This window comes from Arthrobacter sp. Bi26 (genome assembly GCF_918697925.1).
Lineage (GTDB): Bacteria > Actinomycetota > Actinomycetes > Actinomycetales > Micrococcaceae > Arthrobacter.
Window position 1 is genome coordinate 1 of the sequence record NZ_CAKKMF010000040.1, and the last position, 15,931, is coordinate 15,931.

General features: G+C 69.2%; 8 protein-coding genes and 1 pseudogene. 3 read left to right on the forward strand and 6 right to left on the reverse strand.

What is annotated here, in order from left to right; all coding sequences use genetic code 11:
- Nucleotides 1-1,430, forward strand: a 1,430-nt coding sequence (locus LQV16_RS12145; RefSeq protein ID WP_229994146.1) for a zinc-dependent metalloprotease, incomplete at its 5' end; no start/stop codon positions are given.
- Nucleotides 1,431-1,437: 7 nt separating this feature from the next.
- On the opposite strand, the gene LQV16_RS12150 is transcribed toward LQV16_RS12145, so the two are convergent.
- The 3 genes from LQV16_RS12150 to nudC all read right to left on the reverse strand — a co-directional run bounded on the left by LQV16_RS12150 (nucleotide 1,438) and on the right by nudC (nucleotide 5,365).
- Nucleotides 1,438-2,079 (reverse strand): M48 family metallopeptidase, encoded by a 642-nt coding sequence (locus tag LQV16_RS12150; RefSeq protein WP_229994147.1) that lies wholly within the window; start codon nucleotides 2,077-2,079, stop codon nucleotides 1,438-1,440.
- Nucleotides 2,080-2,108: 29 nt separating this feature from the next.
- Nucleotides 2,109-4,247, reverse strand: a complete 2,139-nt coding sequence (locus LQV16_RS12155; protein ID WP_229994173.1) for an ATP-dependent DNA helicase UvrD2 — start codon at nucleotides 4,245-4,247, stop codon at nucleotides 2,109-2,111.
- Nucleotides 4,248-4,387: 140 nt separating this feature from the next.
- A complete protein-coding gene (nudC, locus tag LQV16_RS12160) occupies nucleotides 4,388-5,365 on the reverse strand; it encodes an NAD(+) diphosphatase (protein ID WP_229994174.1) in 978 nt (325 codons plus the stop codon).
- A 278-nt stretch (nucleotides 5,366-5,643) separates the two neighbouring features.
- Here nudC and LQV16_RS12165 point away from each other — a divergent pair.
- A pseudogene (locus LQV16_RS12165) lies at nucleotides 5,644-6,588 on the forward strand (macrolide 2'-phosphotransferase); the annotation flags it as partial.
- A 739-nt stretch (nucleotides 6,589-7,327) separates the two neighbouring features.
- On the opposite strand, the gene LQV16_RS12170 reads toward LQV16_RS12165, so the two are convergent.
- The 3 genes from LQV16_RS12170 to LQV16_RS12180 all read right to left on the reverse strand — a co-directional run bounded on the left by LQV16_RS12170 (nucleotide 7,328) and on the right by LQV16_RS12180 (nucleotide 14,774).
- A complete protein-coding gene (locus tag LQV16_RS12170) occupies nucleotides 7,328-10,951 on the reverse strand; it encodes an ATP-dependent DNA helicase (RefSeq protein WP_229994148.1) in 3,624 nt (1,207 codons plus the stop codon).
- The gene (locus LQV16_RS12175; protein ID WP_229994175.1) at nucleotides 10,948-14,244 is read right to left on the reverse strand and encodes an ATP-dependent DNA helicase; all 3,297 of its coding nucleotides are present in this window, start codon (nucleotides 14,242-14,244) and stop codon (nucleotides 10,948-10,950) included. Before LQV16_RS12175 ends, LQV16_RS12170 begins: the two co-directional genes overlap by 4 nt.
- 113 nt (nucleotides 14,245-14,357) lie before the next feature.
- On the reverse strand, nucleotides 14,358-14,774 hold the full coding sequence (locus LQV16_RS12180; protein WP_229994149.1) for an MGMT family protein: 417 nt from the start codon (nucleotides 14,772-14,774) through the stop codon (nucleotides 14,358-14,360).
- 97 nt (nucleotides 14,775-14,871) lie between these two features.
- On the opposite strand from LQV16_RS12180, the gene LQV16_RS12185 reads away from it, so the two are divergent.
- Nucleotides 14,872-15,582, forward strand: coding sequence for a 3'-5' exonuclease (locus LQV16_RS12185; protein WP_229994150.1), 711 nt, complete (start codon nucleotides 14,872-14,874; stop codon nucleotides 15,580-15,582).
- The last annotated feature ends 349 nt before the right edge of the window (nucleotides 15,583-15,931 follow it).

The window sequence follows — 15,931 nt, forward strand, 5'->3', positions numbered from 1 at the left end:
GGGCGGGCATGGGCAATATCGACCCCGCCGAACTCGCCAAGGCCGCCGGCCTCCCGGACGATCCAAACCTCCTTGCCCAGATGTTCTCCCAAGTGCAGGCGATGATGAGCGCCCCCTCGGAGGGGCCCGTGAACTGGCAACTGGCGCATGAGAACGCCCGGCGGGTTGCGGCGAGCGGATCCGATCCCTCGGTCACCGCCCAGCAGTCGCGGGAGGTCGATGAGGCCCTCCGGCTGGCCGAACTCTGGCTCGACCAGGTCACCGGGCTTCCGGCCACGGGGCTGATCGGCCGGGCGTGGTCCCGTGCCGAGTGGGTCGAGGAAACCCTCGGCACGTGGAAGCGGCTGACCGAGCCCGTCGCCAACAGCATTGCCAATGCGCTCTCCGCCGCCATGACCGAGCAGATGCCCGAGGAAATGAAGTCCATGATGGGCGGCGCCTCCTCGATGATCCAGAACATGGGCGGGGCGATCTTCGGCATGCAGCTTGGCCAGGCGATCGGCGCACTCTCGGCCGAGGTGGTCAGCTCGACGGACATCGGTGTGCCCCTGGCAGACCTCGAAATGGCACTCCTGCCGGCCAACGTGGCGAAGTTCGGTGAGGGCCTCAGCCTGCCGGAGAACGACATCCGCCTGTTCCTCGCCGTGCGCGAGGCGGCCCACGCCCGCCTCTTCGTCCAGGTCCCCTGGCTGCGCGGGCATCTGCTCGGCGCGATCGAGGCCTACGCCCGCGGTATCCACATCGACACGTCCAAGATCGAAGAACTCGCACGGGAGATCGATCCCAGCAACCCCGAGGGCATCCAGGAGGCGCTCTCGCAAGGTGTCTTCATGCCGCAGCGCACACCTGCCCAGGAGCAGGCCCTCGAAAAACTGGAGACGGCCCTTGCCCTGGTGGAGGGCTGGGTGGACGAACTTTCTTGGGGAGCGACCGAGAAGCTGCTGCCCTCCGCCGCTGCGTTGCGCGAAACCGTCCGGCGGCGCCGGGCCACAGGCGGTCCCGCGGAGCACGCGTTCTCCTCTTTGGTGGGCCTCGAACTGCGGCCGCGCCGGCTCCGCGAGGCCGCCGCGCTCTGGGCTTTGCTCAAGGACGAGCGTGGCGTGGAGGGCCGCGACGCCGTTTGGCAGCACCCCGACCTGCTGCCCACGGCAGAGGACCTGGAAGATCCACAGGGCTTCAGCGAACGCCGGAAACTCGCCGAGGCCAGCGACAGCGAAGTGGATGACGCCCTGCAGAAGCTGCTCAGCGGAGGCTTTGACGAACCCGCGGGCACCGAGGCCACGGACGCCGGGAGCACCGACACCGGGGGCACCGCTAAGTCCGACGACGGTGCGGAGCCCACCGGGTCCGGCCAGGAACCGGCGGCCGACGACGACCGTCCGGCCAACGACGGGGACCGTCCGGAGGACGGCGGCAAACCGAAGGCCTAGCCGAAAGCTAAGGGGCCCCGGCCGGGATTTCGATTCCGTCCGGGGCTTCGTCGTATCCGCCGGGCGCCAGGCCGCGCGAGGTCGCGAACGAGACCCCGTCCAGGAAGGCCTTGGCGCGCTCCGTCTCCGGGTATGCCGCCAGCAGCCGCCAGAATGCGGCATCGTGGCCGGCCACCAGGAGGTGAGCGAGTTCGTGCAGCAGCACATAGTCGATTACCCATTGCGGCATGGGCTGCAGCTTCGCCGAGAGCCGGATGGTTCCTTCGGACGGTGTCGCCGAACCCCAGCGCGAATTCTGATTGGTGACCCAGCGGACCGAGGAGGGCACCGCCCTGCCGCCAAGGTACTTCGCCGACAGCTCGGCGGCGTGGGCGGCAAGCTCGGCATCACTGCGGGGGCGCCGCCGGCCGGAACCCCGCGCGCCCCGGGCCCCTTGGAGCCGCAGTTTTTCAAGCATGCGGTGAACCCATTCCCGTTCCTGGGCCCTGCTGAAGGAGGCGGGGATGGCGACGACGGCGGTGCCGTCTTCCCAGAACGCGGCGACCGTGCGTCGTCGGCGGGCGGACCGGCGCACCAGCACCGGGGCGCCGTCGGCAGTGGTCAGCGGTATGGCCGCCGGAACCGCGCCGGAACCCCCGGCACCGGACATCACTGAACCGGAACCCCCTGCACCGGACATCACTGAACCGCGCTTTCGGCCAGGACCGTCAGGACGGCCTCACCGTACTTCTCCAGTTTGGACGGGCCCACGCCGGCGAGTTGGGCCAACTGTTCCAGCGATTCGGGGCGAGCCTCGGCGATGGCGGTCAGGGTGGCATCGGTGAACACGACAAAGGCCGGAACGTCCGCCTCGAGGGCCACGTCCTTCCGCCATTGCCTCAGCGCGTCGAATGTCTGTTCCTCGTAACTGGGCGGGCACTGGTTGCAGCGCCCCACCTTCCGCTCGGCGCCGCTGGAGAGCATGCTGCCGCAGACCCGGCACGACGCCGGGACGGCCGCCTTCCGGCGCGGCGCCGGCCCCTTGCCCCTCAGCTGGGAGCTGGCCACCGAGTCGGGGCGCAGGCCATCCAGGAAGCGTGAGGGCTTCCGGTTGGACCGCCCGCCCGGTGTCCGGGCAGTGGACCAGGACAGGAACAGGTGTTCGCGGGCGCGGGTGATGCCCACGTACAGGAGCCGGCGTTCCTCGTCGACCGCTTCCGGAGTGTCCGCGAACGAGATCGGCACGAGTCCCTCGCTCAGCCCGACCAGGAACACGGCGTCCCATTCCAGTCCCTTGGCGGCGTGCAGGGATGCCAGGGTGACGCCCTGGACGGTCGGTGCATGCTGGGCCAGAGACCGTTCCTGGAGCTCGTTGACGAAATCCGGGAGTGAAAATTGCGGGCCCCTGGTGATCACGAGTTCGTCGGCCAGCGCCACGAGGGCGGCCAGCGATTCCCAGCGCTCCCGGGTCGCGCCCCCGCTGTGCGGCGCCGCGTCCGTGTAGCCCAGGGAGGCGACGATGTCGCGGACAAGCTGCCCGAGTGGCTCGGGCGTGGCGGTTTCGGCCACTGCCCGGGTGGCGGCCCGGAGCTGAAGGATGGCGTCCCGGACCTCCTTACGCGCGAAGAACCGCTCGCCTCCGCGCAGCTGGTACCCGATCCCTGCCGAGGCCAGCGCTTGTTCGTAGGCTTCAGACTGTCCGTTGGTGCGGAAGAGTACGGCGACCTGGCTCGCCGGTGTTCCGGCGTCGAGGAGTTCGCGGATCCGCGCGGCGACCGTGGCGGCTTCCGCCTCGTCATCCGAACATTCGGTGAACCGCGGCACCGGGCCTGCCGGCCGCTGCGCCACGAGCTGCAGCGGTGTGGCCCAGGCGGCGTCCGCCACGGGGCCGCCGCTGCGCCGGCCCCCGAGGAGGTCGTTGGCGAGCCTGACAACCTGGGGCGTGGACCGGTAATCCCGGATCAGCTTGACGACGTGGGCCTCGGGATACATGGCTTTGAAGCCAAGCAGGTGCTTCGGGGAGGCGCCGGTGAAAGAGTAAATGGTCTGGCTGGCGTCGCCCACGACGCAGAGCTCGTCGCGGCCGCCGAGCCACAGCTCCAGGAGCCGCTGCTGCAGCGGCGAGACGTCCTGATACTCGTCGACGACGAAGTGCCGGTACTGTTCGCGGACGGTCGCCGCCACTTTCGGGTCCTCCTGCAGGATGCCTACGGTGATCAGCAGCACGTCCTCGAAGTCGATGACGTTGCGGTCGGTTTTGACGTCCTCATAGGACTGGAAGACCCGCGCCACGGCCGTCAGGTCGAAGCCGCCCGGAGTGCCGCGGCCCTGGGCATTTTCCAGATAGTTCGCCGGGGTCAGCATGGACACCTTGGCCCACTCGATTTCGGAGGCGAGATCGCGGATGGAGGCGCGGTCCGTGCTGAGCCGGAGCCGCCTGGCGGCCTCGGCGATCATCTGTGCCTTGTGGTCCAGCAGGTTGGGCAAAGTGCCGCCGACCGCCTGCGGCCAGAAGAACTGCAACTGGCGCAGCGCCGCGGCGTGAAAGGTGCGGGCCTGAACGTTGCCGACTCCGAGGTCACGGAGCCGGCTGCGCATCTCGGCGGCAGCCCGGGCCGTGAAGGTGACGGCCAGGAGCCGTTGCGGGCTGTACACCCCTGAGTGCACGCCGTAGGCGATCCGGTGCGTGATGGCGCGGGTTTTGCCGGTGCCGGCTCCGGCCAGCACGCACATGGGCCCCTGGAGGGTGCTGGCGACCTCGCGCTGCTCGGCGTCGAGTCCGCCGAGGATCCGTTCCTCCAGCGATCGGGAGTCCGGTTCCCTCGCAACTTCGGACAGGGCATCGCCGGGTGTGGTACCGCCGGGTGTGGTGCCGCCGGACGGCTCCCCGCCGGGGATAGTGCTGAAATTCAATTTCTCTGTGGTCACTTTTGCTGCTCAGTCAGTAGTGGGTGTCCTGCGGATGGGGGCAGGCCGGGTCAGGCGCTGTCCGCGGCGTCCTCAATGACGCCGCCGTACCAGTGTTCGATGAGGGACCGGGCGATGGAGAGCCTGCTGGAAATGACGATCTCGCCGCTGAGGACCGCGTCCTGCAGTTCGCTCCGGCTGAACCAGCGCGCCCTGGTGACCTCGACGCCGTCGGGCCGGACTTCGGTGTCCGGTGTGGTGGCCGTGAAACCGAGCATCAGGGAGGCGGGGAACGGCCACGACTGCGATCCGAGGTACTGGGAGGCGGTGACGCGGACCCCGACTTCCTCGCCGATCTCGCGCTGCACCGCCTGTTCAAGCGACTCCCCCGGCTCTACGAAGCCGGCGAGGGTCGAGTAGTTCCGCGCGTCGAGCGGGCCCCCTCCACCCAGCAGCAGCCTCCCGTCGGGACCCACCACGGTCACGATGATGGCCGGATCCGTCCGGGGGAAGTGCTCGGAGTTATCGGCCGGGCAGCGCCGGACCCAGCCGCCGGCTTCCGGCTGCGTGGGGGTGCCGCAGCGGGGGCAATGCGTGTGGGTGGCGTGCCAGTTGGCGATGGCACTGGCCTCGACGAACAGTGCCGTGTCCGTGGCGTTCAAGCGTGCCGCGACTTCGCGGAAACCCGCCCACTGCGCATCGCTGGGGATGCCGGCCACGTGGGCCTCGAACTCCTCGGCCCGGACTTCGAACTGGAGCGGCAGGACGAACAGGACGAGTTCGGTGCCGGCGTCGAGGTCCGAACCTGCCAGGGCGGAACCGAGGTAGATCACGTGTTCCGGAGCGTACGGGGTGTTCGCCAAGTGCCCGGCGAGCTCTGCCGCGTCCAGGAGAACGAGGCTGCTGTCGCTGACGAGGGCCTGCCGGCCGGAGAGAACCATGGCCTGCGCCGAGCCTGAACCCACCAGCTCCGCCAGCATTCCGGGTTTCACGCGTGCCGCGGATCCGCGGTCGACCAGGGCCGGGCGCACGGGAAGGACCGTGTCCATCAGGTGGTTTGCCGGCAGAACCTGCACCGGCGGTGCCGCAGCGTCGGGTGCCGAGGATTCGGAGGGGGTTTGCTCTGATGTAGCTGACTCCGCAAGACTCATGTACCCACCGTACTGACTCGGGCAGACAATTGACATTTGCCGCCCACGCCGCCGCGCGCTCCACGGCGTGTGCGGGACAGGCCGTTTGCGGGGGTTTTCGCCCTCATTTAGTCCCTATCTCAAGACTCGCCGGAGTGCATCGCCGTCTTGGGCGCCGCTCAATCTACCGTGGAAGGGTGAGAAGGAAACCTATCGAACTGGCAGCTGTAGCAACAGCGGCGGTGCCCGGCCTGACCCCGACCGCCGTCAGCTCTGCGCCCGACGATCCGGCGGACTTCGACGCAGCCCTCCTGCTGGACTCCGAGGGCAAGCGTTGGCGTGTCCGCTCCCCCCGGCACGCCGAAGCCAGCGCCCGGCTGGAAACCGAATTCCTGGTTCTGCGGGCCTTTGCTCCCGGCATCCGGGCCGAGCTGCCGTTCCTGATGCCCACTGTGGCGGGAACTGTCCGGCAGGGCCAGCTCAGCACGTTTGTCTACTCGCACCTGGCCGGCGCCACCCGCTCCTTGGACGACCTCAGCAGCGGCTCCCCCGCCGTGGCCCGCGAAATCGGGGCGGCATTGGCCGCGATCCATGACCTCCCGCGGTCAATTGTGAGCAATGCCGATCTGCCCAGCTACACGCCCAACGAATTCCGCCAGCGGCGCCTCAATGAACTGGACCAGGCCGCCACGACCGGAAAAATCCCGCCGCTGCTGCTGCGGCGCTGGGAACACGCCATGGAAGACGTCTCCCTCTGGCGCTTCAATCCCTGTGTCGTTCACGGCGACCTCCACGAGGACAACCTGCTGGTCGACGGTGACCGGGTGACCGCCGTGACGGGCTGGACCGACCTGCGCATCGGCGACCCGGCGGATGACATGGCCTGGCTGGTCGCCTCGAACGAACTGGACTTTGTGAACGCGGTCCTGGATCACTACACCTCCAGCCGGCGCGATGTTCCCGATGCCCACCTGCTGCGGCGGGCTGCGCTGTCCGCCGAATTCGCCCTGGCGCAGTATCTGGTCAAGGGCATGGCCGCCGGCAACCAGGACATGATCGACGAGGCAGAGTCCATGCTCGCCACTCTGGCCGACGACGTCGCCGAACACGGCGGCCAGCCCATCAGCGTGGAACCGCTGCCGCAGCCGGTCGCGGCCCCCGAACCCGGCGCAGAACAAGCCAGTGCAGGTGCCGATGCCGATGCGCCGACGGCGACGCCCGCGGCTTCGGCCGCGCCGGCACTTCCGGCCAATCCGGCCAGCGGTGCGCCGCCCGCCGTCAGCAAGGTCACGCTGCTGCCCATGGAGCCGGTACCCGGTACCGGTCCGGCTGATGATGCTTCTGCTGAAATCAGTGTCAGGCCCGCCGTGCACGTCACGCCGATCCCGCGGGAGGCGGAGGCTGACGCCCCGACGGCCGTCGTACAGCCGGTCGCAGACACGGAAACACCCGAGGGCACAGCCGCGGACGCCGACGCCGGGCCGGTCGCCGGATCCGCGCCCAGCATCCCCGAGGCCCCCCGGAGCCCCGGCTCAGCCGATGCATCGGCTGCCGACGAGGCTGATGACACGCAGGACGATGCCCGGCAGGCAGGGGTCCCGGATTCCGACGCAGGTGAGGCCGGGCAAAGCGACGCTGAGACTGCGGTTCCCGCCGCCGAGGACACGTCGACGCAATCGATCGCCGTCTTGCAGCCGGATTCCGCAGTCCAGCCGGATTCCGCAGTCCAGCCGAAGTCCGCAGTCCAGGCGGAATCCGCAGTGGAGCCCGGCGCTCGTGACAACACGTCGACCGCCGCCATCACGGTGGTCGACACCACGTCCCGCTAGAACCCCCTGCTGGGCGAGTTCCGGCAAGCGCGATCCGGCCGGAAGAATCCGCCTAGGCGCCCCTCGCCGCTGCTGTCCTCCCCAGCGCGGCCGCCACGATTTCCTCAAGCTTTTCCGCTGATCCGAGGTCGTGCGGACGGACCACCTGGTTGTCGGCCACGTAGTAGAAGGCGGCCCGGACGTCCTCCAATGGGATCCCTTTGAGCCGGGCCCAGGCCAGGCGGTAGACGGCGAGCTGGACTGCCTTCACCTTCAGCTGGGCCGCCGAGGGGCGGCGACCGGTCTTCCAGTCCACAAGGTCCCAGCCGCCGTCGGCGTCACGGAACACGGCGTCGATCCTGCCCCGGACCACGACGTCGCCGATCCGTGTCTCGACCGGGACTTCGACATGGGCGGGGGCGCGGTGCGCCCACTCGGACTGGCGGAAAGTTTCCACCATGGAATCCAGGCCGTAGGCCTCGTCGATGTGGTCGTCAGCGCCGGCAGCCTCACCAAAGTCCAGCATCCCGGCGGCGCCGAAGTATTCCTCCACCCAGGCGTGGAAGGCCGTGCCCTTGCGGGCCGACATCCCCGGTTCGCGCGGGACCGGCCTGCGGAGGCGGGCCACGACGGAGCCTGCGTCATCTTCCAGGTCGACCAGAGTGGACGCCGAGATATGGCCCGGCAGATGCACGTCCTGGACCACTGAACGCCGGGAGCGGCGTTCCAGCAAGGTGGCCGCTTCGCTTGCCCATCCGGCCGCAGGGCCGCGCAGGACTGGCCGCCGTCCGCCGTCTCCACCGGCGTGCGCCGGGGCCGCAGCCGAGTCACTGTCCACGTGGCTGTCCGGGCCGGCGTCCATTGCCTGCAGGACGCGGGCTGCGGCGGATTCCATGGCCGCACGCCGGCCCGGGACAAGCCGCAGCCGTTTCCCTGTCCGGGGGTCATGCGGCCCCTCGAGGGGATCGTAGGGCCAGGCGGCGACTTCTAGTTCAGAGGTCAAGGGGCTATCCGCGGGCAGCGCGTCCTCGCTGACGGACAGCGGGTGGATTTCGGCTGCGCCGTCGGCGGTGAGGCCCTCCAGCCCGGAAAGAAAGGGTGACATCTCGGCCAAACCGGCCCGGGATCCCACCCACGCGGCACTTGAAATCCAGAGCACGTGTTTCGCACGGGTGTACGCCACGTAGGCCAGGCGCCGTTCCTCGGCTTCGCCGTGCGCCTGGACGGCAGATTTGAAGTCCTTCTCCGCGTCGAGCCAGCCTTTCTGGTCCGGCTGGTCGAGGTCCCATTGGGGCAAATCGGCGCGATCGCCGCGCAACGGCCACGGCAATGCCGCACTGCCGCTGCTCCACCGCGAGTCCCGGCTGCTGGGGAACGCTCCGGCGTTGAGCCCGGGAACGAACACGACATCCCATTCCAGCCCCTTGGACGCATGCACGGTCAGGAGCTGGACGGCCTCGTGGTTCACCTCCGGCGCTGCGGCATCGAGGCCGTTTTCCTCGGCCGCCGCGGCTTCAAGCCAGGCGAGGAACGCCAGGACGTCGACCCGGTGGGAGGTGTGCAGGAACCCGGCCGCTGCGTCCTGGAAGGCGTCCAGGTTGCGTCGGGCCTGATGGATGCTGATCCCGGGCCGCGCGGCAACTTCGATGTCCAGGAGCATCGCCCGTTCGACTTCGCCCAGCAAGGTGGTGAGATCGTCGCCCATGTAGCTGCGCAGCTGCCGGAGCTCGTCAGAGAGCCGCTGCAGCCGGCCGCGGGCCTCCGGGCTCAGCCTGCGGCCGTGCGCCGAGGTCCAGCCGTCGCGGGGCAGCCAGTCCAGGGCCTCGACCAGGCTGGCGGAATCCGTGATGTCGCCTTCAATCACTGCGTCATCGATCGTATCCTCGTCGGCACGCCCGGCGTCGTCGCCGTCCAGGCCGCCAGGGCGGCCCCGACGGCGGGCCAGGAAACTGGACCAGTCCCGCAGCGCCATCAGGTCCGCCGGGCCGATCCGCCACCGCGCGCCGGCCAGCAGGCGCATGAGGGAGTCCGAGCGGCCGGGGTCGGCCAGGACTCGGAGCGTGGCCACAAGATCGATGATTTCCGGTGTGTCCAACAGCCCGCCGAGCCCGACGATTTCATAGGGAATGCCCCGGACTTCGAATTCGCGGCGAATGCATTCCATTTGTGCCCGCCGCCGGCAGAGGACGGCCATGGCCGGCGGAACCGGGTCGGCGGGCTGCGCGGCGTCGAAGTCCGTCACGCGGAATTTCAGCACGTCTCCGGCGATCGCCGCGGCCTCGGATTCGTCCGTGGCGAACCGTCCCATCACGACCCTGCCCTCGACGGCGGCCGGGCTGGGCTGCAATGGCGGTACCTCGACGGCATCGGCAGTTTCCCGGGCACCGGCGGTCCCAAGGTTCGCCGCCGCCTTGCTCAGAGGAGCCGAAATGAGGTTGGCCGTGGCCAGGATGTTGCGCCCGTTGCGCCACGCGGTGGTCAAATACGAGGTCGGCGCCACGGCGAAGCGCCGGGCCGGGCCGGCCGGACCGCTTTCCTGGCCCCCGCCGGTTTCCTGGTCCCCGCCGGTTTCCTGGTCTCCGCCGCTGCTGTGGGCGGTGCCGTCGCCGCTGACGAGGACCGGGAATTCACGGACGAAGTGGAAAAGTTGCCCGGCGGAGGCTCCCCGGAATCCGTAGATGGACTGGTTCGGGTCCCCCACCGCGGTGACGGCATGGCCGTCACCGAAGAGCCGGGAGAACAGCACCAACTGGGCGTGCGAGGTGTCCTGGAACTCATCGAGCAGCACTACCTTGTAGCGTTGCCGTTCCGTTTGGGCGGCGACCGGAATCTCGTTGGCCACCCGGGCCGCCAGGGCCACGAGGTCGCCGAAGTCCAGGGCGCCGCGGGCGCGCTTCACCGCGGAGTAGCGGCCCACCATGTCCGCGACGCTGGCGCGGGTGCGCAGCATCGCGCTGAGCTCGCCCGCCGCCTGGGTGGGGTTCTTCTTGGCCTCTGCGACGTACGGCAGCGATTCGTACGCGGCGACCCGTTCCAGCAGCCAGCCACGGACCTCGGCCGGGTCCTGCAGGTGCTCCGCGCATTCTCCTGCCAGCTGGATCACGGCCTTGACGAGCGTCGATTTGGCGGACCGGAAGTGTTCGTAGTCCCCGTCAAAGGCTTCCACGACCTCGCTGGCGAGCTGGAACGACTGGGCGCCGCCGAGCAACACGACGTCGCGTTCGACGCCGAGGCGGAGGCCATAGTCGGACACGATGCCGCTCGCGTACGAGTGGTAGGTGGAGACCTTGGGTTCGAGCGCGTCCGTGCTCAGCAGCCCGGCCGGGAAGACAGTGTTCCCGGTGTCGGCCGCCGCGATGCGCGTCAGGGCGGCCAGCTTGGCCCGGATCCGCGAGGCGAGTTCACCGGCGGCCTTACGCGTGAAGGTGACGCCGAGGACCTCCTCCGGCCGGACCCGGCCGTTGGCAACGAGCCAGACCACCCGGTCCGCCATGGTGGCGGTCTTCCCCGAGCCCGCGCCGGCGATCACGAGCCGCGGCGTGAGGGGCGAGGAAATGATCAGGGACTGTTCGGCAGTGGGGCTGTTCTTCTCCCCCAGCAGTGCCGACAGCTCCTCCGGGCTGAACCGCGGTGCGGGAAGGGGATTCGGTGCCGGATGCAGGCCGGCCGGGCCGGTCGCCGGCGCCTCGGGGGTCATTCAGTAACCTGCTTTCCCCGCACGCACAGCGGGCACACTTCAGGGAGCCGGCAGCCGTGGCCGCCGTGGCCTCCCTTGGACGGATCGTGGCGGGCCTGAAAAACACTGCCGGACATCACACGGGCGGCGTCGCCGACCATCTCCAGCGCCCAGTTGTCCTGCGGGTCCAGTGGGGCCTGGGCTTGGATGCCGGGGCTCTTGGTTGTGGTGCCCAGCTGGGCCAGGACGGCCCCGCCTGGCAGCGGCGGCGGCCCGTCGTCGGGACCTGCAAAGCCCCCGGCCAGCACGGCGGCCTGATAGGCGCCCAGCTGCGGGTGGCGGTCCAGATCCGCCTTGCCGGGCTGGCGCTTGCCGGTCTTGAGGTCGATGATCACCAGCCGGCCCTCGGCGTCGATCTCGAGCCTGTCGACTTGGCCCCGCAGCACGGCGGGCCGCGCCGGTCCGAGGCTCCCGCCGTCGCCGGGTTCGGAGGCGGGTCCGGCGGTGGTCTCCGCCGGAACGTCCGGCAGTTTGACTTCAAAGTCCTGTTCGACGCCGATCAGGCTCCGGCCCTCGCTGCGCATCACGAGGACATACTGGGCGAGCTTGCGGACCATGGACTCGGCACGCTGGAAGTCCAGCTTGCCCTCCCAGTTGTCCTTCATCCCCAGTGTGGGCCAGCGCCGGACGAGTTCCGCGACGTATTCGCTTCCCGAGGCGTCCGGGAGGTCCTGCGCGATGGCGTGGACCAGAGTTCCCAGGCTGCGGGCAAAATCCGTCGCGGCTTCTCCGCCGGCGGCCTGGACAAACCAGTCCAGCGGCGATTTCTGCACGGTTTCGACCTTCGAGGGCGACACGAACACGGTACCGCCCGGCGGAACAACCGGCTCCTCCGAGGACAACTCGGCCAGTCCCCACCAGCTCGCGGGGTGTGCGCCCGGAACCGGCGGCTCAGTTGTGGCCAGGGCTCCCAGCACGGCCGCGGCTTCGGCCGACTCCGCAGCCTTGGGGTCGAGCTGGGCGTACTGGCGCAGTTCCGCCACCAGCGCCCGGAGGGTCAGCGGACGCTCGACCGGCGTAAAGCCCCGGCGGTCCTGCCCCGGCCGCAGCGGCGCCACATAGTCCAGGAACGAGGACGGCTGCTCATCCTCCGAGGACACGGCAGTGCAGATCAGCACCTCGCGGGCGCGGGACACCGCGGTGGAAAAGCTTCGGAGTTCGTCATAGCGGATTTCGCGCAGCCGGCTCTGCGGATCCAGTCGCAGGGCATATTCCACACCGTGTTCGACAGCGTCGGCGAACAAAGTGCTGCCGAGCAGTTCGCCGCGCAGCCGGGTGTTGGGCCACACGCCTTCCTGCAGTCCCGGCACGATCACCACAGGCCACTCCCGGCCGGCGGCGCTGGCAGGGGTCATGAGTTCCACCGCGTCCTCCAGCTGCGCCCGGGCGGCCAGGGTATCCATGGGCAGTTCCTGGCTCAGCAGGTATTCAAGGAATTGCTCGGGGCCGGAGCCGGGCAGCTGGTCGACAAAGCGTTCCGCGGTATGGAAAAGCGCCATCATGGCATCGAGGTCACGGTCGGCCCTGGCACCGGCCGACCCTCCGGCGAGGGCGGCCTCGGTCCAGCGGGAGGCAAGGCCGGTGGAATGCCAGAGCGCCCAAAGCACCGTCTCGGCGTTCCCTCCTGGGGCCTCGGCGGCGTCCTGCCCCGCCCGGATCATCCGGGCGATCCGGCGGGCCGAGTGCCCCTCGATGCCCAGCGTTGCCAGCGCCCCGGGCTCCAGCAGAGCTTCGACCAGGAGGGCGTCGCTGGTGCGTCCGCCGCCGCCCAGGAGTTCCTCCCGGCGCAGCGACTGCCGCAGCCTCCGCAATTCAATCGACGTGGCGCCCCCTATCCGGGACGTCAGCAAGGACACGGCCGACTCGGGCGTGAGCGCGGCGGGGTCCAGGGCCACCGCATAGGCATCCAGCAGTGGACGGACCGCGACCTCGTCCCGGACGGCGGATTCGGCGACGGGAATCCGGACCGGAATCCCCTGGCCGGCCAAGTACCGCTGCAGCTGGCTGAGCTGGCCGCCGTTGCGCACGATCACGGCAATGTCCCCAAGTTCCCGGGCGTCGTTCAGCTGTGCTTCGAGGATCCGCTGCGCCACGTACCGCAGTTCGTGGACCGGGGACGGCAGCAGGTGGGCCTCGACCGCCCCAGGGCGGCCGGCGGCGCGGGGCGCCCCGTCCGGCGTCGGGAGCTCAGATCCCGGCGCCGGGACCGGTTCAGGTTGTTCGAGCCGGCGTGCGGACTGTCCGCCGGACCTGCGGGAGATGCGCCCGGCCACCGACAGCCATGCCTCTGCCACGTCCGGGGCATGCCGATGCGCCGTCCACAGGGGACGCTCCAGGATCACTGCGTCAGGGGCCAGGAGGCGGGGAAGCTCCGCCACGAGATCCGGGCGCGCCCCGCGGAAGCCCTGAACCACAGTGTCCGGCGAGGCAGTGATGATGGCGTCCTTGCCGGCGGCGATGTCCGCCAGCAATTCGAAGACCGCGGGGTTCGCCTCCTGGATGTCGTCCACCAGAATCAGTTGCAGGCGGTCACGCTCGGCGGCGAGGAAATCCGGTGAGTCCTGGAAGATCTGGCGTGCGGCAGTGATGATGCCGGCGGGGTCAAAGGCCTCGGGCATGCGCAGGTCCAGGACGTCGCGGTACTCGGAGTAGAGTGCGGCCGCCGGAATCCAGTCGGGCCGGTTGCACTGCCGGGCCAACGCCACGAGGTCCTCGGCCGTCCGCCCGGATTCGATGATCCGGTCAAAGAGCTGGCGCACTTCCTGGCGGAAACCGCGGGTCTGCAGGGCAGCGTCCAGGTCCTCCGGCCACGGCAGTTCGAGGCCGGGCAGCGCATGGCCCTCCAGCAGCTCCTTGATGATCAGGTCCTGTTCCGGGCCGGAGAGCAGCTTCGGCTGGCGCGGCAGCGGCAGGAGGCCTTCTGCCTTGGCACGCCGGATCAGATCGAAGGCATATGACGCCCAGGTCCGCGCCGGCGTCGTGCTCAGGCTCCGGTCCAAGCGGGCCGTGAAGCGGTCGCGGAGCGTGTCCGCGGCGAGCCTTCCGGGAGCCAGGATGAGCATCCGCTCCGGGTCCAGGCCGTCCCGGAGAGTGCGGCGGACGGCAGCCTCGACGAGGACCGTCGATTTACCGGTGCCGGGTGCTCCTGGCACCAGGACGGGGCCGGAGCCGGACGGAACCTCGACGGCGCCGAGCTGGTCCAGCGACAGCACCGGGACCGCGCTGTGGTGGGTCCGGGGCGGCAGCAGGCGCAGTCCTGCAGACTGAGACTTTGCCTGCTGAAACTGTGCCTGCTCTGACTCTGCCTGTTCAAACTCTGCCTGTTTAATCTCTGCCTGTTCAAACTTCTGGCCGTGGCTGGGGGTACTCACACAGTCATTTCATCATCGGGTACCGACAATTTATGCGACTCCCGCTCGAGCCGCTCCGCGATGGCGTCGATCCGGTCGAAGTCGGCGTCGGTGGGCGCCCACCGGCCGGAGGCCAGGTCAACGCGCCAGCGTCCCTCGCCGGTCCGGAGGAAGTCGTCATAACGACCCAGCAGCGGGGTCCCCTCCTGGAGATAGAGGGCCAAGGCCTCGTGCTCGAGGCCGGGAGGCGCGTCCCCGCTGGACTTCAGGACGCGCCACCAGGGCACGCTGCTGCCATGGTGGCTCATGACCGAACCGACCTGGCGCGGGCCGCCGGAGCCGAGGAGTTCCGCAACGTCGCCATAGGCCACCGCAGTACCGGCCGGGATCAACGCCACGAGCTCCAGCACCGCCTCCACATACTCCGTCCGCATCGGTCCAGCCTAGCCGTTCCGGACGCTGGACCCGATCCCGGACGGCACGCGGGCACGGCGGTCAAGAACTGTCGGAGGCAGCAGGTAGCGTTGACGCATGAGCACTTGGAACAGCCTTCCCCGCGCAGCCTTCGACCTCGAAACAACGGGCCGCAACTCCCGCTCGGCACGGATCGTCACGGCGTCGGTCACAGTGGTGGACTCCGTCGGCGGAGTGATCAAGGAACACGAATGGCTAGCCGATCCGGGCGTTGAGATTCCCACCGAGGCCAGCGATATCCACGGCGTCACTACCGAGCAAGCCCGCCGCGAAGGCCGCCCGGCCGCCGAGGTGACGCGCGAACTCGCCGCCGTGCTGCAGGAGCTGTTCGACGCCGACGTTCCCGTCATCGCTTTCAACGCCAGCTACGACTTCACCGTGCTCGCGGCAGAGTCGGCCCGGTACGGCGTCCCGCAGTTGAGCCGCTTCCCGGTCCTGGACCCTTACATCATGAACAAGCAGGTGGACCGCTACCGCAAGGGCAAGCGCACGCTCACCGCCCTGTGTGAGGAATACGGCGTCAGCCTGGACAATGCCCACACCTCCGCTGCCGACGCCCTGGCAACCTTGCGCATGCTCGACGCCATGGCCGGCAAATTCCCCAAGCTCAGGATGCCGGCGAGCCACCTGCACCAGCTCCAGGTCGAATGGGCCTCGGCCCAGGCCGCGGATTTCCAGAGCTACCTGCGCAAAACGAAGCCAGCCGCCGTGATCGAAGGCGACTGGCCCGTCCTGCCGCCCGAGGACGCCAGCCGCGGCGACTTCTAGGATTTCCGGACGCCGGGACAACTGGACGCCGGGGCTCCTTGACGTCCGGAGCAGGGTGCGGGAGCACTTCTTAAAACGAAACGTTCGCCCTTGGAACGGCTTAACTAGACCCCCGCTGCACGTAAATCCAGCAATTGCGACGGAGCTCACACTGCCCGGGGCTTCCAACTGCCGGGTGCTCCTTTGCCGATGATTCCGCAGCCCCGTGCCGCCGCTGCCAGGATCACGGCCGATCACCCGGAATCCTGAAGATACTTCGTGAAACGCTTGCGCCAGCCCTGATTCGTTCGGATTGAATGGGCGTCCACGTCGGATGACACAATTATCTTTCGCGGTGTGCCTGCTCCAC